General features: G+C 47.7%; 15 protein-coding genes. 11 read left to right on the forward strand and 4 right to left on the reverse strand.

The features are described from left to right. Positions 1-16 precede the first annotated feature (16 nt). Positions 17-2,146 carry a helix-turn-helix domain-containing protein gene (locus tag ACYVI9_RS00735; RefSeq protein WP_460759306.1) on the reverse strand — a complete coding sequence of 710 codons (2,130 nt, stop codon included), beginning with the start codon at positions 2,144-2,146 and terminating at the stop codon, positions 17-19. 476 nt (positions 2,147-2,622) lie between these two features. On the opposite strand from ACYVI9_RS00735, the gene ACYVI9_RS00740 reads away from it, so the two are divergent. After that, positions 2,623-4,497, forward strand: coding sequence for a phosphoenolpyruvate carboxykinase (GTP) (locus tag ACYVI9_RS00740; RefSeq protein WP_460759309.1), 1,875 nt, complete (start codon positions 2,623-2,625; stop codon positions 4,495-4,497). Between the two features lie 29 nt (positions 4,498-4,526). Here the strand turns inward: ACYVI9_RS00740 and ACYVI9_RS00745 are convergent, their stop codons facing one another. Together ACYVI9_RS00745 and ACYVI9_RS00750 are read right to left on the reverse strand one after the other, a co-directional pair. Beyond that, positions 4,527-5,015 carry a hypothetical protein gene (locus ACYVI9_RS00745; RefSeq protein WP_460759312.1) on the reverse strand — a complete coding sequence of 163 codons (489 nt, stop codon included), beginning with the start codon at positions 5,013-5,015 and terminating at the stop codon, positions 4,527-4,529. A 13-nt stretch (positions 5,016-5,028) separates the two neighbouring features. Then, the gene (locus ACYVI9_RS00750; protein WP_460759315.1) at positions 5,029-7,203 is read right to left on the reverse strand and encodes an HAD family hydrolase; all 2,175 of its coding nucleotides are present in this window, start codon (positions 7,201-7,203) and stop codon (positions 5,029-5,031) included. 201 nt (positions 7,204-7,404) lie between these two features. On the opposite strand from ACYVI9_RS00750, the gene ACYVI9_RS00755 reads away from it, so the two are divergent. The 5 genes from ACYVI9_RS00755 (at position 7,405) to ACYVI9_RS00775 (ending at position 11,845) form a co-directional block, all read left to right on the forward strand. Continuing rightward, the gene (locus tag ACYVI9_RS00755) at positions 7,405-8,943 is read left to right on the forward strand and encodes a glycoside hydrolase family protein (protein ID WP_460759317.1); all 1,539 of its coding nucleotides are present in this window, start codon (positions 7,405-7,407) and stop codon (positions 8,941-8,943) included. A gap of 426 nt (positions 8,944-9,369) precedes the next feature. Further along, positions 9,370-9,933: an IS1096 element passenger TnpR family protein gene (locus tag ACYVI9_RS00760; protein WP_460759320.1), complete on the forward strand. Its 564-nt coding sequence runs from the start codon at positions 9,370-9,372 to the stop codon at positions 9,931-9,933. A gap of 44 nt (positions 9,934-9,977) precedes the next feature. Beyond that, a complete protein-coding gene (gene miaA, locus ACYVI9_RS00765) occupies positions 9,978-10,883 on the forward strand; it encodes a tRNA (adenosine(37)-N6)-dimethylallyltransferase MiaA (protein WP_460759322.1) in 906 nt (301 codons plus the stop codon). Positions 10,884-10,964: 81 nt separating this feature from the next. Next, the gene (locus tag ACYVI9_RS00770; protein ID WP_460759325.1) at positions 10,965-11,393 is read left to right on the forward strand and encodes a hypothetical protein; all 429 of its coding nucleotides are present in this window, start codon (positions 10,965-10,967) and stop codon (positions 11,391-11,393) included. After that, positions 11,384-11,845 (forward strand): hypothetical protein, encoded by a 462-nt coding sequence (locus ACYVI9_RS00775; RefSeq protein WP_460759327.1) that lies wholly within the window; start codon positions 11,384-11,386, stop codon positions 11,843-11,845. The genes ACYVI9_RS00770 and ACYVI9_RS00775 overlap by 10 nt, the downstream gene beginning before the upstream one ends. A gap of 24 nt (positions 11,846-11,869) precedes the next feature. Here the strand turns inward: ACYVI9_RS00775 and ACYVI9_RS00780 are convergent, their stop codons facing one another. Next, positions 11,870-12,679, reverse strand: coding sequence for an RDD family protein (locus tag ACYVI9_RS00780; RefSeq protein ID WP_460759330.1), 810 nt, complete (start codon positions 12,677-12,679; stop codon positions 11,870-11,872). Between the two features lie 123 nt (positions 12,680-12,802). Here ACYVI9_RS00780 and ACYVI9_RS00785 point away from each other — a divergent pair, with 123 nt between their 5' ends. The 5 genes from ACYVI9_RS00785 to ACYVI9_RS00805 are packed head-to-tail and all read left to right on the forward strand — an operon-like array spanning position 12,803 to position 18,102. Beyond that, positions 12,803-13,777 carry a stage II sporulation protein M gene (locus ACYVI9_RS00785; protein WP_460759332.1) on the forward strand — a complete coding sequence of 325 codons (975 nt, stop codon included), beginning with the start codon at positions 12,803-12,805 and terminating at the stop codon, positions 13,775-13,777. Further along, on the forward strand, positions 13,774-14,556 hold the full coding sequence (locus ACYVI9_RS00790) for a DUF4129 domain-containing protein (RefSeq protein ID WP_460759335.1): 783 nt from the start codon (positions 13,774-13,776) through the stop codon (positions 14,554-14,556). The genes ACYVI9_RS00785 and ACYVI9_RS00790 overlap by 4 nt, the downstream gene beginning before the upstream one ends. A gap of 4 nt (positions 14,557-14,560) precedes the next feature. Next, positions 14,561-15,760, forward strand: coding sequence for a DUF4350 domain-containing protein (locus tag ACYVI9_RS00795; RefSeq protein ID WP_460759337.1), 1,200 nt, complete (start codon positions 14,561-14,563; stop codon positions 15,758-15,760). A gap of 11 nt (positions 15,761-15,771) precedes the next feature. Further along, positions 15,772-16,749 carry an AAA family ATPase gene (locus tag ACYVI9_RS00800; protein WP_460759340.1) on the forward strand — a complete coding sequence of 326 codons (978 nt, stop codon included), beginning with the start codon at positions 15,772-15,774 and terminating at the stop codon, positions 16,747-16,749. 30 nt (positions 16,750-16,779) lie between these two features. Then, positions 16,780-18,102, forward strand: coding sequence for a DUF58 domain-containing protein (locus ACYVI9_RS00805; RefSeq protein ID WP_460759343.1), 1,323 nt, complete (start codon positions 16,780-16,782; stop codon positions 18,100-18,102). Positions 18,103-18,130: the final 28 nt, after the last annotated feature.

Genomic DNA, 18,130 nt, shown 5'->3' on the forward strand with positions numbered 1-18,130 from the left:
AATTCAGGTTAAGCCCTCAATCACCTCCTGCCACCCGAATGGTAAGATTGCGAAAATGATTCAGGAGCAGGCGAATCTCCGCAAATTCAAAATCATCAGGAAGTACTTTTTTCCAATCACTGAGTTTCTCCCACTTGTGTTGCATAAAGACCGCTTCAAAAGCATCGATTTTCACTTCGGAAAACAGGCGTCGGATATCAACCAGACCACTGGCCGCCATAATGGCCAGATGTCCCATTACGGTCGATGGGCTGATTTGTCGTTCTGAAGCTATTGCGGCGATATCATTTCCGGCTTCAAAAAGGCGATAACTCTGAACATGCGAGGGTATTTTCTCAACTTTGGCAGTGATCGTTTCCGGCGCGGCCGGAAGCAAGACGGTTTCCAGCAGGCAGGCTTCTTTCAGGGCGTTCAGGTAGCCGGCTACCTGTTCCGTAAAATCTTTCAGTTGCACATTATAAGCTTTCAGCCCCTTTACACCCCTGGTACTGCCATGGGCATCTTTGAGTACGGTAAGTACTTCTCCCTGTATTTTTTCGAAGAAATAGGCAACAGCTCCCCGGCTTTTGTTCAGGATGGTATCCCAGTTGACAGCTACAGCACCCTGCCTGGATTGCAGCTCCAGAAAAACCCGGAATTTTTCGAATACGGTATGGAGTTCTTCAAGACGAACCCTCATTTCCCGAGATCGGGCAGCGGTAATCTGATCATTTAAACTGGTGGCTGCTTCGACGGCCAGTTCCCATTTTCCAGCTTCTTCCAGTAATAGACCGGGGTCGAGCAAACGAAGCAGCTTACGCAGGGCCAACTCATGTTTTTCAGTTGCTATAATCCCGGAAATATCATTGCCGGCAGCGGTATCCTGCTGAAATTGCCGGATCCGGTCATCGGTCCGGATCGCTCCCGGCGTAATCAGGGATTTCAAAACGATCCCTTCCAGCGTGCGACATCGACTGAGGGCGACATAGACCTGACCGCTGGTGAAAGACCGGCCGGCATCAATAATTACTTTGTCAAAAGTAAGACCCTGACTTTTGTGAATGGTAACCGCCCATGCCAGCTTGATAGGAAACTGTTCAAAACTTCCGATCACCTCTTCTTCGATCTTATTATCAGCAGTTACCCGGTATTTCTTCTGTTCCCAGGTTTCCCGACTGATCTTCAACACTGTCGATTCATCCCGGGTCCTGACTTTAATTTCATCCGCGCCCAATTCCAGTACGGTAGCCAGCATGCCATTAAAAAAACGTTTCGTACCCTCACTGTCATTTTTGATAAACATTACCTGAGCCTGGGGTTTGAGCTCCAGTTGTTCTTCATTCGGAAACAAACCCGGTTTAAAATCCCCCTGAATGCGGGCCGGATAAAGCCGGCTTTTGGTATCGAGGGCTGCCAATTTTTTCCGATTGATGGCCTCGGCCATATAATTGTGTGATACCAGATGAATATAGAAATCCTCGGGGTCGAAATCCGGCTGGTACCGGGCCTGTAATCCCTCAAAATCCACTGCATCCAGATCATTTTCCCGAATGGCATTCAGCATTTGGATAAATACCGGATCCGATTGCCGGTATACTTTCGTGAGCGTCACCGTCAACAGCTCTACTGCCTGCAATACCTGGGCTTCAAAAAAAAAGGGTGAACGGTAATATTGATACAGGAGGCTTTCAGACGCCGATTTGACCACCGGCGGCAATTGATACAGGTCTCCGATAAACAGCAGCTGTACCCCTCCAAAAGGTTCCGGTATCCGGCGGGCAGTTCGCAGGGCGTGGTCCATCATATCCAGTACATCACAACGCAACATGGAAACTTCATCGATGATCAGCAGCTCCAGGGTGCGCAGGAGTTTGAGTCGGTCCTTACGGTACTTAAAATGTGGCAACAGTTGCGGAATATTGATGGCCAGATTGCGGTCTGTAAATTCCATGGTGGGCACAAAACTCGTCAGCGGCAGCCCGAACAGTGAATGGATGGTCGTTCCACCTGCATGAATCGCAGCAATACCTGTGGGCGCGACGATTAGGTGCTTCTTGGAAGTTTTTTGTACGAAATCTTTCAAAAAAGTCGTCTTACCCGTCCCGGCTTTTCCGGTTAAAAAAACATGTCTGCCAGTATATTCTATCAGCTCAAAAAGATGCTGCAAATGTTTCCTGTTTAAATTTCAATAATCTGAAACGGCGGCCCGTTTCCGGCAAAAATAAGCCTTTGAACTGCATCTGTGTGGGTACCTGGCAGGAGATTGTCCTATCGTCCGGCTGCCCCTTCCTTACCCCGTCAATATCCGAAGTGTACAAAAAATAACGAACATTAGTTATTTTTACTGATTCATCAAAAAACTTACGCTTTTATTTAGTACTGACTAATGATCACATCGGAAACACAAAAATTATCAAAGAAATCTACCGGGTTTATAATTAATATCAAAATGACCCACCCGGTCAGGTTGATTTTTCCGAATACATTTGCATCCTCGCTGTACAGACAGCTAATCCCTGCCTGCCGGAAACATAAACCAATATTAACATGGATACTTTGCTATATAGTTTAGGTGCCGGCATCTGTTATATTATTGAATCCGCTCCGGATCGCTAGTGAAATCCGGAGGTTAAAACGATTGATATGAAGCATGCACCTGCCCTGGTGACCAACCCTGAATTAAAGAAATGGGTCAGCCGGATGATCACCCTTTGTGAACCGGACGAAGTTTATTGGTGTGATGGTTCGGAAGCAGAATACGAGGATCTCTGTGACCAGATGGTGGAAAGCGGCACCCTGATCCGCCTGAACCCGGCAAAAAGACCGCATTCCTTTCTAGCGCGTTCGCACCCCTCCGATGTGGCCCGGGTAGAGGACCGCACCTATATCTGTTCCCTGGCGGAAGGGGATGCCGGACCCACCAATCACTGGATGGCACCCCGGGATATGAAGGCCATTCTAACGCCCCGTTTTGAGGGATGTATGCGGGGGCGCACCATGTATGTGATTCCTTTTTGTATGGGGCCTATTGGATCCCCTATCTCCCAGTTTGGCGTCCAGATTACCGATTCTCCCTATGTCGTCGTCAATATGTCGCTGATGACCCGTATGGGTACGCGCGCCCTTGAAGCTTTAGGCAACCGTGAATTCGTACATTGCCTGCATTCTGTTGGTATGCCACTGGAACCGGGAGAACCGGACATTCCCTGGCCCTGTTCACCGGATCCCAAGGATAAATATATCGTCCACTTTCCTGAAGAAAGACTGATCTGGAGTTTTGGATCAGGCTATGGCGGCAATGCCCTGCTGGGAAAAAAATGTTTTGCGCTGAGAATTGCCTCTACACTGGCACGGGAACAAAACTGGCTGGCCGAACACATGCTGATTGTCGGCGTGCAATCACCTGACGGACGTAAAGATTATGTCTGCGCAGCCTTTCCCTCCGCCTGTGGTAAAACCAATTTTTCGATGATGATTCCACCAGCACCTTTTCGACAGGAAGGCTGGAAGATTTCCACTGTTGGGGATGATATTGCCTGGATCAAACCCGACGAAAACGGAAAACTGCATGCAATCAATCCAGAAGCCGGATTTTTCGGTGTAGCCCCGGGAACCAATAACCGCACCAATCCCAACGCCATGCAAACCATCCGGTCGCATACCATATTTACCAACGTCGCCCTCACCGATGATGGGGATGTCTGGTGGGAAGGTATGGACGGCGCCCCCCCAGCGCATGCCATCGACTGGCAGGGCAATAGCTGGACGCCGGAATCGGAAACAAAAGCCGCCCACCCCAACGGCCGGTTTACGGTGTCAGCGGCCCGATGTCCGGTCATTGACCCCAGGTTTGACGACCCCAAAGGCGTACCCGTTTCCGCCTTTATTTTCGGCGGTCGGCGGGACGCAGTGGTTCCGTTGATTCTTCAGTCCTTTAACTGGTCATTCGGCGTTTATATGGCGGCTACCATGGGCTCGGAAATGACGGCCGCAGCTTTTGGAAAATTGGGTGAAGTCCGACGTGATCCCTTTGCCATGTTGCCTTTCGCCGGCTATCATATGGGCGATTATTTTGCACACTGGCTGAACTTCGGACGTCAGATTCCTGAGCCACCGCGCATATTTTCGGTTAACTGGTTCAGAAAAGATGAATCAGGTAATTTTTTATGGCCGGGTTACGGGGAGAATATGCGTATCCTCAAATGGATTGTCGGCCGTTGCCGTGGCGCTTCGGTCGGGGTGGAGATTCCACTGGGATGGATTCCCAAATACGAGCATATTGACTGGCGGGGCATGGAAGATTTCAGCGAAGATGATTTTGAAAATGTAATGAGTATCAATCGGGATCTCTGGATACGGGAAATCGCTTCCCAGGACGAATTGTTTTTCCAACTCTATGACCGACTGCCCAAGGAAATGACCTTTATCCGGGAGCTGCTGCTCTCCCATCTCTGGCGATCCAACAAAAAAGTCCGCAAGGAGCAAAAACAACCGGACCCAGTGGCAGCCGTCCATTAAATGCGGCAGGAAGGCAAACAGGCGCGGTCCTATCGCAATACGGGTACCGAGGAACAGGGCCCGGGATGATAGACCGCACCCGTATAAGTTATCAGTTCAGGACGGGGCACATAGGCCGTATCCTGCCGCAGCTGTTCCTCAGCAATACCGGCCACCAGGTCCTCACCTGAACGTTTAAAGTACAGTTCCCGTACACTATGCATTCCTTCCGATTCAAAACTATACCAGAGTCGAAATATATCGTTTAACAGCGTGCCTTCCAGATCTCCGTGACTGCTGTCTTTTTCATAATTACGGTATACGGCCTTTCCTTCGACGCTGTCCCCGGTAATCACCAGTTGCAGGGCATAAGTATCCCGGGCAGCTATAAACAGGTAACAATTCTGAACGGCTTCGGTAACAGGTGTTATCAGCGTCGCGGTGGTATCCTGATTCTCCTTCAAGGGGTTGTTCTGATTATCCGATACGCAGGCGCCGAGCGCAGCCAGGACCAGGAACATAAAGAAATAGGTTCTCATATTATACGGTTTTTTATACTGGGTTTACAGATTTCTTCAGGTAATGCTCAATGCCTTCCAGAATACCTTCAGCAAGTGGTTTACCGGCAAAATAAACACTGCGCTTCCCTTTGAGTATTTCCAGTTCCGGGCTGTAGTTTGCCACCACAACGCCTTTTGCTTTTCCCTGCAACATATCCATATCGTTGCCGCCGTTCCCAGCGGTAATAAACTGCTCTACCGGCAGCTTCCATTTGTAACTCAGGTAACGAACAACATTGCCTTTTCCGGCACGTCTCGGAATGATATCCAGGAAGCGATTATCGGTCAGCAGGATCTTGGCATGAAGTTTCCTGTCGTCCAGAATTTTATTGATATCAGCCAGGTCGTCACCCGTAAAATTCTCGTTGACATAGTAGCTGATTTTATAAGGCCATTGGGCATCCGCATCCTGCAGCCTGATTTTATTTATGGGCGTCAGTGCGGTCTCGATAGATTGTCTTTTCCATTGATGATTAATATGTTTTTCCCAGCCGGTATCAGCGATAAAGTCCCGGGTATAATACAGTTCCGTACCTGCTGAACAGATCAATATATCGGGGTTGACCATCGGATACTTTTTCAAAGCTTCAGTAAGCAATGTCCGGTTCCTGCCGCTGGAAATTCCAAATACGACCTGTGGATGCCCGCCCAGCCACTCCATCAGTGGTTCCAGGCCGCGGGTGTCTTCTCCTTCTACCAGGGTGCCGTCCAGATCGGAGATCAGAAAAAGTCGAGCATCGACCAGTTTCTTCCCAAATGAAGAATCGGTATGAAATTTTTCGGAAGCGTGCTTGAATATGTCGTTGATGACGGCCAGGTATTTATCGCTATGACTTTGCCAGGAATAATCCTCTGCCCCGGCCTTAATACCATTCGCCGAATATTTCTCCCAGAGACTGCTGTCTGCAATAATTTTTTTCAGGGCGGTGGCAATCGCCCGGGTGTCTTCCACATCGGTAAGGATGCCATTTCCTGCATTCCCCAGTATTTCCTTGGGCCCACCTGTCGGAGAAGCAACGATTGGCAGCCCGCAGGCAGCCGCTTCAACTACCGTGAGTCCGAAATTCTCCCCCGGTGTGGCATTTACAAATACGCCTTTCCGACGTGCAGCGACCCGGTAGATCTCGGGAACTTCCAGACCTGGATCGTTTTTCTTTGGCAGGGCCATTTTACCATAGAGATCGTATTTATCCATCAACAACAGCAGGTTGGTCAGGATTTCCTTTTCGTCCTCGGGCATCTGACTGATGTCTTTTCTGACCCCCGCAAAAATGGCCAGATTGGCCATGGCCTGCAATTCCTTGTCCTGACCGTAACTGGTAATAATCGCTTCAAAATTCTTTCTTTTGTCGGCCCGTCCAATGGATAGAATGAGTGGTTTATCGCCGTTAAACAGAAACCTTTCTATTTCGGAATTCACCCGGTGCAGGGCCTGTTCCTGCTCGATGGTCATCGAAAATGACGGCATTTCCAATCGGTAATAAGGGTAAAACACGTCGGTATTAATGCCGGGTGGAATGACCCGAAACTTGGCTTTGTCCCGCTGACGATAAGTTTTGTATTGTGTGTCTATCTCATGCTGGGTACTTACGATGATCCGGTCGGCATAATCCAACATGGCTTCTTCTACCTGGATTCTGCGTTCAATATTAAACCTTTCATTAATTTTCTTTTCTTCCCAGCCTTGGGATTGTAAAATCTGCTTTTTATTGCGTCCCAGGGAATGGGCTGTAGCAATAAAGGGCAAGGCGAATATTTTACTGAGTTCGCTGGCGATATAGTTACCATCGGCATAATGGCCATGCACCAGATCGGGATAATCATCCTCAACTTCTATAAAACGGATGGTATTATTGATAAATTCGTCAAGATGGGCCCAAAGCTGCTCCTTTTCCTTATAGGTCTGGCCGCCACAGTCGATACGGACGATCCGGGCTCTTTCGTTGATGCGTTCTTCCTTCTGACTGTAAGCATCTGATACCCTTTTGTCGGTAATTCTGCGGGTAAATAAATCTACTTTGCGTACCTGTGGGTGCTCGGAAAGTGCTTCCAGCAATTCCAGTACATACTTCACCTGTCCGCCCGTATCCTTATCTCTTCCTATTTCTGCATTCGTAAACCGGATCAGTCCATGAGGACTGAACAATTGTATATAATATTTTTTCATTATAAATTCTTCATTCAATTTTGGTCCGGATCAGAACTGCAGGGCGAAGGCCACTATTCTTCAATCCGGAGGGCGTAAAATTTAAACCTACCGCATCAATCTCATCCGTTTTTCAAAACAGGGAATACATTTCACATTCCCTTACACTATTAATTAACGGTAAATTTTTGTAGTTATTGAAATATAGGTATTTTTAATTAAATGCGTGAGATCCAGATAAGATCCTATTCCGGCTCGGGATTCAGTGATTGGGAAATCGGCGATGTGACGATTATCCTGCACAATGGCGTCTATCACCTGTTTCATCTTATCATTCCTAACCATGACTATATCGCCCATGCAATTTCCAGTGACTGTATTTCCTGGCACCGGGTAAAAAACGCTTTGTTTGTGGGTGACCCGGGACAATGGGATGATGACATGCTCTGGACCATGCATGTCTGCAAGACTGAACTGGGCTTTGAAATGTATTACACGGGACTGCAGCGTAAAGAGCGGGGCACCAATTCGATGATTGGCCGCGCATTTTCAACCGATCTCTATGACTGGGAAAAGGAAAATACAGGCATTTTTCCCATTGCTTCCAGTGGCCCTTATTACGAAAGTCTGGAAAATATGCCCCGGCAATGGCTGAGTTTCAGAGATCCTTTTCGCTATGATTACCAGGGACGGACTTTTTTTCTGGTCTGTGCCCGCGCAGCCAGCGGCCCGGTCTATCGCCGGGGTTGCATCGGCCTGCTGGAACTCGGAAAACAGGCAACCCAATACCTCCCGCCCCTGCATTACCCTATGGTGTATGACGATTTGGAATGCCCCTGCATTTTTAAGTTGAACGATCTCTTTTATACCATCGCCTCTATCCGTGAAGATGTTAAGGTACGCTATTGGTTTGCAGGTGAATTTCTGGGAGAATATCATGCTTTTCATGACAATGTACTCTTACCCCAGGGCAATTATGCCGCCCGGGTACTGGAAGACAAGGACGGTTCCCTGTTGATATACTCTTTCTTTTATACCTCCGGTTTGATTAATTCACACCGGGTCCTCTTACCCCCCAAACAGCTTGATACCGATAATCAGGGCAGGCTATTACTCAAAAGCCTGGACTACTGGGAACAGGAAGCGTCCCATACCCTGAATCAGAATGATTTTCCGGAAGTACGCAGGCTGTTCAATAATCCCACCGCTACCTTTTCCAAGGAGGACAACCGGATGATCCTGGGTTCACGGAGCGGTTACGAACTATTTGTTTTTGACACGCCTGCAGATGATTTCATTTGGGAAGGCGTTCTTTCGGTGGAGGGTAATGGTAAACTGGGGCTGGTTACTGATATGGATTCGGATGGTTCTGGCTATTATTATTCCTTTGATGTGGTAAATGGCAAAGTAGAAATCAGGGCCTGGGGCTTTAACGAAGCCGATGTCCGTTCCAATTTTAAGTATACGGCATTGCAGGATAATATATTTACCATCAACCAGTCAATACTCAGCTATCATTTTAAATTGATCCGTCACGGCAATTATATCGAACTGGCTATTGACGGGCTGGTAAAACTGACCCTGATCGATTACACCTACAGTAATAATTGTATCGGACTTTATTCCGCATCTTCGGTGGTCTCGCTAAATAACAGTTTTATTAAAAAACTGCCTCCGCTGGAAGACGAATACCTACCCGTTTCCGATCCAAATGACCGGCTGATTTACCCCGGCGTGACGGGCTCAGATGTAAACAATTAATTTTCAACTTCTTGCAGCATAACCTCCTGCAATTTCAGCAAATAGCCATCCCTGGCAATGTTAATAAATTGCTAATACCCGGGCTGCGGCGCAGGTCCGGTATCTGTTTGGCGTCAAAGTTCTAGAAGTACTACAAGCAAGTTTTTCTCATAAGCAGTTAGTTTTGGTTTAATCCCCACGTTTCAACGCGGGGATTTTTAATGGGCTGTCGGCAAGAAAGTTCAGTACCAGAATACAGTAACGCCTGTAACGAAATCCTTACTTCCGGAGCGATTTAGAGACAAGGATCAGGCATTGGGTTAGAAAACAGCCCGATCCGCTGGCCGCTTCAGCTTGCTGACGGAAAGCTTCGGTATCCCTTTTATGTGCACCGGATTCAGGGTCTGCATTTTTCGGCACTACGCAGATTCTTTGTACCTTCGGGATATGGCAATTTTTAAATTCAGGATTTATTTCGAAGAAGATGATAGTATTTACCGTGATGTGGTTATCAAACACACGCAAAATTTCTTTCAACTGCATGAAATCATATTAAAAGCCTACGAATTTGATAACCGGCACCAGGCGACTTTTTACCGCAGCAATGATAGCTGGCAGCAGGGTCGTGAAATTACCCTGGAAAAATATGATAAGGCCTATAAAGTAGCACCGCTACTGATGCAGGAAACCACGATAGGCTCTGAAATAAAAAATACCAATCAGCGATTTACCTATACTTACGATTTCCATAAACATTGGAATTTTTTGCTGGAATTAATCAATATCACCAAAGAGGCAGATGCAAAGACTTCTTATCCGGCAGTCGTTCGAAGCGAAGGCATCGGACCGAAGCAATACGGCACCAAAGGCCTTTTGGGCGATAAATTTGCCGATATCGAGGAAAAATACGATTTAACCCGAGGAGCAGAAGGCTTTAACGAGAAAAATGCGGAAGGCGAGGATCTGAATGTCGAAGAAACTTCTGAAGATTTCCAAAACGACGAGGAGTAATCCAGTCTTGTCAAGGCCCGATATCGCCACTTAGACGAATTTTGATGCAGCCCATTCTCCTTGTTATTACAGGCCCCACGGCTGTGGGCAAGACCCATCTGGCGGTAGAACTGGCCCGGCGGCTACAGACGGTGATTCTGTCTGCTGACAGCCGGCAATGCTACCGGGAACTCAATATTGGTGTCGCTCGTCCGGAACCTGAAGAACTCGCATTGGTTCCGCACTATTTCATTGCCTCCCATACTGTCACCGAGCCGGTCCATGCCGCCTACTACGAACAATTTGGCCTGGCGCTGCTGGAGGAACTTTTTTCGAAGCATTCCATCGTCCTGCTGACCGGAGGTACTGGTCTCTATATAAAAGCACTCACTGAGGGCCTGGATCCTATACCGGAGATTCCCCCATCCATCCGGCAGGAAATTACGCAACAATATGAGCAAGAAGGCATTGCCTGGTTGCGGGAAGCCATCCAAAACAGCGATCCGCTGTTTGCCACAGCGGGTGAAATGCAGAATCCCCGAAGGATGATGCGGGCCCTGGAAGTGGTCCGTGCGACTGGCACTTCGATCATCAGCTACAGGAATACCGGTAAAGCCACCCGACCATTCCGAATCCTTCGGATCGCACTGGAACTGCCCCGACTCCAACTCTATGAAAGGATCAACCTTCGGGTGGTACAAATGGTGGACGCCGGCCTCGAAGCTGAAGTACGGCGTCTGGAGCCACTCCGAAACCTCCATCCCCTTCAAACTGTGGGCTACCAGGAATTCTTTACCTATTTTGACGGTGGTTGCAGCCGCGAAGAGGCGATCGCAGCGATTCAGCAAAATACCCGCCACTATGCCAAAAGACAGCTGACCTGGTTTAAGAAACAGGAGGGATTCGACTGGTTGGATGCCGGTGACCCTGATGGGGCGCTGGACCAGATCCTGCGGCGCCTGCCCCGGTAACTTTTTTTGCAATCGGCCAGGAAATGAAATGGCAGTTGCTTTCCGGATTCGAAGGGAATAGCAGTATATTTGCAGTTTCATATGCAGCAGGAACAAGAGCAGAAGGAGTCCCGGATCTTTCATCCCCCCGATCCCCAAGATCTCACAATCATACAGATAAGCAGATGGGTTAAACTCATTGCCAGCATCGGATTCGCCCTGGGTGGTATCGTCGTTTTTACGATGCTTTTTCAGGGCGCAGCGATATTACAGCAGACAGCGGGCATTCTGCCAGTGCAGATCAGTGGGATTTACAGTATTCTGGTTATTACTTTTTTTATCATTTTTTTTATTACTGCGCTATTATTATTTTATCTCCACCGCAGTGCGACCCTGCTGATTCAGGGCATCCGGGAAAAAAACAAGACCCTGCAGGCAGAAGGCTTTAATTATCTGAAAAAATTCTTTACCCTTACGGCGGTTATCAGCATACTGCAGTTGATTGCCAATATTTCTACCTTATGGAACTAAACCCCCTACCCGAAGACCGGCCCGAGGAAACCGGTGCATCACTGCTGCGGCAGCGCATTGGGGCCACCGCAAAAACAGCGGGCATTGCCGCCTGCATTTCCCTGGCCGGGACGCTTTGCGGTGTGGTAGCTTTTTTTCTGAAATCCGGACAGCAATTACCAGAAATTCCCAAAGAGGGGTTCACCGCTTCGGAAACCGAAATGAACGCCTTTGGAAATCTTATAATGATCGGAGGCTCACTGATTGTCAGCCTGATTGCCTTTTATTATCTTTTTGGCTTCTCCAGAAAGGCCCGGGCTGCGGAGCGTCAGCAACACCCGGGGTTGCTGACCGGCGCTTTGCAGCGGCTGGAAGGTTATTTTAAGTTATGGGCTGTACTACTGATTATTTTTATTGCATTTATGATCCTGTCCCTGATCAGCGGGATCCTGTTTTCGGGCGCCGGTGCTTAATAAGTGCTGATGCTTATTCGATGGTTAGCGGGAGGACAGATAATTATAGTCTTTCAGCAGTTGATCCAGAAAGGCTTCATCTGAGAGCGGCGTTTCAATCTTCAGGTATTGTCTGACTTTTGCGGCCGCCATGGCACGCGTTGCCCGATTATTGGAACCGCGTCCATCCAGCAAGCTTTTGATAACATTCAGGTCTTTATCACTAATACGCATTACCTGGGGAAACATGGGCCGGTAATCGGCTTCTACCTCCCTGAAAATTGTACTGCTCAGGTTCTCGACTTTCCCGGTCCGGATCAGAATGGTTTGTGCCAGCATATCGCCGATACGTTGTGCTTTTGACGTTGCTGCCACCAATATAATATCCGTTAGCAGGAATCCCATACCAAAAAAGATCAGCAGCAATGCATCATTTACCTCAACGCCTGCCATCACATAAATGATAATTAGCAATAATAAAAAGACCCAGAGATCCGATACCCGCAACAGCCAGCGAATCAGCAACTGACTCAGTGAAGGGCGACCGCCGTTGGTACTGACGACCCGGATTCCCATGATCTTTTTGCCGGTACTCTGGCCATTGGTCGCGACTTCCAACACAATATGATAAAGAAACACCGGTACCAAAATGATCAGGCCCCAGGCCCAGTCGTTGAACCCCGAATCTGCATCAAATCGCAATCCTTTCAAAGAATTCAAAATTCTGGAAGCCAGCAGGAAATAAATAAACTGAACCGTCATATCAATAGCCAGGGCCACCAGTCTTCTTCCGAATCCGGGCACTTCGAAATCCAGGCTGATATTAAAACTTGTGGGAATACTAACCGCAGGCATTTGTAATGTCTTTTGGTAAAGTTAGGTTTTTAGAAAAAATTGTATGCCGGACAGGGACGATTAAGGTTAAATAATATTGGTCCCGCTTAAAATGTTGTATTTTAGACGCAAACGATTAGCGGATTGAGAGAAGCACTGTTTATAAAGAAAAATAAAGATCGTTGGCTCAAATACCAGACCGAGCCACCTCAGACACCGGATGAAATGGCTAAAGCCTTTACCCAAACGGTGGATGATCTGGCTTATGCAAAAACTTTTTATGCCCATAGTAAAACGGAACAGTTCCTGAATAAGGAAGCGGCTAAAATGTATCTGGACATTTATAAGAACCGCAAAGAAGCCAGTAACCGTCTCTGGCAGTTTTGGAAGAAAGAGTTACCGTTGACCATCTACCGGCACCATCGGGTACTTTTGTTTTCCTTTGTCCTGTTTACGCTCTTTTTTCTGTTGGGGTATTTTATTTCGAAGCAGGATCCGCAAGTGGCCCGCGATTTTTTCGGCGATGCCTATGTAGATAAGACTATTGATAATATTCAAACGGATAATCCCTTCGGCATATATGAAACGGGCAATCCGGTGCTGAGCTGGCTGGGTATCATGATTAATAATATTAAAGTTGCTTTTTTATTTTTTGTTTCCGGACTGTTTTGTGGCATCCCTACGATGTACAAATTGGGGGAAACAGGGGTCATGCTGGGCATATTTGATGAACTCTTTTCCGCCTATGGTTACGGCCTGCAGTTTTGGCTGGTGGTATTTGTGCATGGCATGCTGGAAATCACGGCCATCATTGTGGCAGCCGCAGCAGGATTAGTGCTGGGCAAAAGTTTTTTATTCCCCGGGACCCGCAAACGTATCGACGCTTTGAGACAGGGGGCCCGCGATGGAATTAAAATGATGGTGGGAATCGTACCGGTCTTTGTATTGGCGGCCTTTTTTGAAGGACTGATCACCCGGCTTTATAATGATGCACTCTGGTTTACGACGCTGATCACTACAATATCCGCTGTTTTTGTAGTCTGGTATTTTATTATCTATCCAATTCGTATGGCGCAACGCATTAAGAAAAAAGCACTTAATGCGGTCCGGGATCAATGAAGAACCCGATCTTACATATAGTCAGGGGTCTGCAATTGATGACCGGCATCCTGTTGCTACAGAGTAGCTTCGGGCAATCCGATAACCCTGAATCTGAGCGGCTGATACCGCAGGAACCGACCGTCTACGAAGACGCAATCACTTACCAGGATGAGGCAACCACCCAGGAAACCGTGTATGAATTCGTTTTCGATAGCCTGCGTACCAACCCGCCGGCGGAAATGACACACCGTGCGCTGCCTGCCAAAAAAGTGAAGGCGCTTAAGGAAGATCCCCGATTTTTCTATGTTAAAGAAGGTGTACCCAAAGCGACCCGGTCGGAAGGTTTTCGCATCCATCGGTTTTGGCTCTATTTGATTTTTATCCTGTTTATTGGCCTGCTTTTATGGTACCTTAAAGTCAACGGGCTGGTAATTTTTCGGAAGAAATCCAGCCGTCTGGGTTCCGAAGATGGCGATCAGGCCCCGGAGGATCTTTTTTCAATTGACTATTCGTCGGCAGTACAGGAGGCTTTAAAATCGGGCAACTACCGGCAGGCCGTAAGACTGAAATACCTGGAATTGTTAAAGGAAATGACGCACCGAAATATTATTCAATACCAACCTGAAAAGACCAATTTCGACTACCTCCAGCAATTGCGGTCCGGCTCCTACTATGACGCTTTTTTTACGGTTACCAGAAATTACGAATACGCCTGGTATGGACTTTTTGATATTGATGCGCACCAATACCATCAGATAGAATCTGCCTTTACCCGAATGAAAAATTTATTCCATTGAAAACTTGAGAAAAACCATCCCCCATATTATCACTATCCTGATATGCACCGGCCTGTTGCTGTTGGTGGGCAGCTGCCGGAACTCCAGGCAGGTCAGCATTTTTATCAGCCTCAGCCGCTATGATAAAAATCCTTATGGTGCATTTGTATTTCACGAATACCTTACAAGTTTCTTTCCCGAAGCGCGGGTGCGCACCAATAACCTGCCGCCGGGCAGCAGCGAGGTATTGAACCGGCCGGACAGCAATATGCTCTATATCATTTTGACGCCCGATTTCAATCCAATGGCATATGAAATGGAAGAGCTGTTTTACCTGCTGGACCGGGGCAACACGATCTTTATCAGCAGTTTTCATTTTAATAAAACCGCTGAAGACTATCTGAAAACGGTAGTATCCAGTAATAGCAGTGTTTTCTATCCTTTACCGGCAGCTGCCGAAGACAGTATGCGGGTCAGCCTGAACCGCCGGCTTTATTCCGGGAATTCCCAATTCAGTTATCCGGGTAAGAGCGTGGAAGGCTATTTTCTTAAAACGGATCCGCATCACGCATTGACGCTGGGTTATGCTGCCAATGACAAACCCAACCTGATAGCAATCAGAAAAGGACCCGGCACCCTGCTGGTGCATACCGCACCGCTGGCGCTGAGTAATTATTTTCTGCTTTCCGATCGGAACGAAGCCTATTTTGAAAAGATATTCTCGCAGTTTTCCGACCAGACCCGGGTAATTATATGGGACCAATATTTCGGAAAACCCCACCGCAACCCGAAATCAGGCTGGTTCAGCGCCATTATGAAAAATAATTATTTCAGGACGGGCATCCTTACCGCACTATTTTTTTTAATACTCTTCGCCATCACCGAATTCAGGAGAAAGCAAAGACTGATTCCGGTGGTTGAACCACCAGTTAATGACTCGCTGGAATTTGTAAAAACAATGGGATTGCTGTATTATGAAAAAGGTGATCATCAGGACCTGGCCCGTAAAATGAGTACTTTTTTTCTGGAGCATGTGCGCAGTCGTTACCAGATATTTACTGCCGTATTGGATGACAAATTTGTGCAGGAGCTCAGCGATAAATCCGGTGTTACACAGCCCCTGGTGGCGGAAATTGTAGCATTGATCAAAGCGCCTGGTCCGGTCACCCAACCTGCTTTGATACGGCTGCAACAGAAAATGGAAGATTTTTATAACAACGAATAAAATACAAAAAAATGCAAGATCCTGTTTTTGAAAACAGAATGGACCTGAGTCGGTTCAGTGAGGCAGTACAGAATATTTCCGATGCCATTAAAAAGGTCATAGTAGGTCAGGAAGAAATGGTAAGGCTGATCATTACGGCTTTGCTGGCCGATGGTCATGTTTTGATTGAAGGGGTGCCCGGCGTGGCCAAGACTTTGACCGCCAAACTGGTCGCCCGTGCCGTAAGGGCAGATTTTACCCGTATCCAGTTCACACCCGATCTTATGCCCTCAGACGTCATCGGTACACCGGTATTCCATCCGACAGACGCCCGCTTTGAATTTCGTAAAGGGCCCGTATTCGGAAATATTGTACTGGTCGATGAGATCAACCGGGCACCAGCCAAGACCCAGGCTGCGTTATTGGAAGTCATGGAGGAAAGACAGATTTCAGTCGACGGCACCACCTACCAGATGGAACGCCCTTTTATAGTGCTGGCCACCCAGAACCCTGTTGAGCAGGAAGGCACTTATCGCTTGCCGGAAGCACAGCTGGATCGTTTCCTTTTCAAAATTCAGGTACCTTATCCGAGTCAGGAGGAAGAGTTGGAAATTCTGCGTCTTTTCCACCAAATGGGTAACCAGTCTGCTACCGATCAGATTACCGGGGTACTGAATGGTGAGGTCATCCGGGATCTGCAGCAACAGGTGAAAGGTATCCTCATCGAAGAAAAGTTACTGGCCTTTGTAGCGAACTTGGTGCATCAGACCCGAAACCATAAATCGATCTATCTGGGCGCTTCACCGCGGGCTTCCCTATCCATCATGAATGCGGCCAAAGCAACGGCCGCCATCCAGGGCCGCGATTTTGTAATCCCTGACGATATCCTCCTGATTGCGCCGTCAGTGCTGCGCCACCGGATCATACTGTCACCCGAAAAAGAAATGGAAGGTGTCAGTGAAAATGAAATTATCAAACAGCTGATCGATGGTCTTGAAATACCCCGTTAGTTTCGATGCCGGTGACCGGCAACCAGATTTATGAAATCTATATTTTTCCATAAAACAGTTTACTATACCGGTGGCGTCTGTGCGGCATTATTTATGGCGGGCTATTTTGTTCCGGTCCTTTTTCAGTTGGCGCAGATTGGGCTGTTCCTGTTACTGCTCAGTACCGGCATCGATCTGCTGCTATTGTATCGGATACGTCAGGGCATTGTGGCTTCCCGGCAGTTGCCTGACAAATTGAGTATTGGCGATGAGAATACCATTCGCTTGTTTATCAGCAACCGGTACCCTTATGCCCTTTCGGTGCAGGTCATTGATGAATTGCCCATCATCCTGCAGGTCCGGGACTGGCAACGCCGCCTTCGGTTACCAGCCAAAGCCTCAGATACCATTATCTATCAAATCCGGCCCCTGAGCCGAGGACTGTATTTTTTTGACCAGATCAATGTTATAGTCGACGGCCCCCTGCATCTGGTTAAAAGAAGATATATCATTAAAGCCAGGCAGGAAATCAAAGTCTATCCGTCTTTTCTGCAGATGCGCAAATTCCATCTCATGGCCATCAGTAACCGGCTGCAGGAGGCTGGTATCAAACGACTGCGTAAACTGGGTCATAGTTCTGAATTCGAACAAATCCGGGACTATGTGAGAGGCGATGATTACCGGATCATCAACTGGAAGGCCACCAGCCGCAAGGGCAGTCTGATGATCAACAATTATACGGATGAGAAAAGTCAGCAGGTTTATTCCGTGATCAATATAGGTAGGGTAATGAAAATGCCGTTCGAAGGAATGACACTGCTGGATTATGCCATCAATGCTTCCCTGGTACTTTCCAATGTGGCCCTTCTCAGACAGGACAAGGCCGGCCTGATCAGTTTTGCCGAAAAGGTCGGCAATTTCGTGACTGCCGATAAAAGACCCGGTCAAATGAATCGTCTGATGGAAACCCTGTACAACCAGAATACACGATTTCTGGAAGCCGATTATGAGCGGCTTTATGCGACGATCCGCAACCGGATGACCAGTCGGGGATTGATCGTGCTGTTCACTAATTTTGAATCCCTGGAAGCCCTGCAAAGGGAACTTCCGGCGCTTAAAAGAATCGCACATTATCACCTGCTCTTGGTCGTCTTTTTTGAAAATACGGCCATCAGCGGCCTCTTGGAAGACCCTGCCCGTGATCTGGAGCAGGTATATATTAAAACCATTGCAGAAAAATTTGCATTTGAAAAAAAACAAATGGTCAGGGAACTGCGCCAAAACGGGATCATGAGCGTACTGACCCGCCCCCAGGACCTGACCGTCCATACCATCAATAAATACCTGGAGCTCAAAAACAGAAATTTCATCTAAAATAGGGCCGTTGCGTGAACCGGCGGTG

Source organism: Niabella terrae, assembly GCF_054783135.1.

Bases quoted from the DNA above. Each gene is read 5' to 3' on its own strand.
- ACYVI9_RS00740 (WP_460759309.1), top strand. From the start codon at position 2,623: ATGAAGCATGCACCTGCCCTGGTGACCAACCCTGAATTAAAGAAATGG.
- ACYVI9_RS00745 (WP_460759312.1), bottom strand. From the start codon at position 5,015: ATGAGAACCTATTTCTTTATGTTCCTGGTCCTGGCTGCGCTCGGCGCC.
- ACYVI9_RS00750 (WP_460759315.1), bottom strand. From the start codon at position 7,203: ATGAAAAAATATTATATACAATTGTTCAGTCCTCATGGACTGATCCGG.
- ACYVI9_RS00755 (WP_460759317.1), top strand. From the start codon at position 7,405: ATGCGTGAGATCCAGATAAGATCCTATTCCGGCTCGGGATTCAGTGAT.
- ACYVI9_RS00760 (WP_460759320.1), top strand. From the start codon at position 9,370: ATGGCAATTTTTAAATTCAGGATTTATTTCGAAGAAGATGATAGTATT.
- miaA (WP_460759322.1), top strand. From the start codon at position 9,978: ATGCAGCCCATTCTCCTTGTTATTACAGGCCCCACGGCTGTGGGCAAG.
- ACYVI9_RS00770 (WP_460759325.1), top strand. From the start codon at position 10,965: ATGCAGCAGGAACAAGAGCAGAAGGAGTCCCGGATCTTTCATCCCCCC.
- ACYVI9_RS00775 (WP_460759327.1), top strand. From the start codon at position 11,384: ATGGAACTAAACCCCCTACCCGAAGACCGGCCCGAGGAAACCGGTGCA.
- ACYVI9_RS00780 (WP_460759330.1), bottom strand. From the start codon at position 12,679: ATGCCTGCGGTTAGTATTCCCACAAGTTTTAATATCAGCCTGGATTTC.
- ACYVI9_RS00790 (WP_460759335.1), top strand. From the start codon at position 13,774: ATGAAGAACCCGATCTTACATATAGTCAGGGGTCTGCAATTGATGACC.
- ACYVI9_RS00800 (WP_460759340.1), top strand. From the start codon at position 15,772: ATGCAAGATCCTGTTTTTGAAAACAGAATGGACCTGAGTCGGTTCAGT.
- ACYVI9_RS00805 (WP_460759343.1), top strand. From the start codon at position 16,780: ATGAAATCTATATTTTTCCATAAAACAGTTTACTATACCGGTGGCGTC.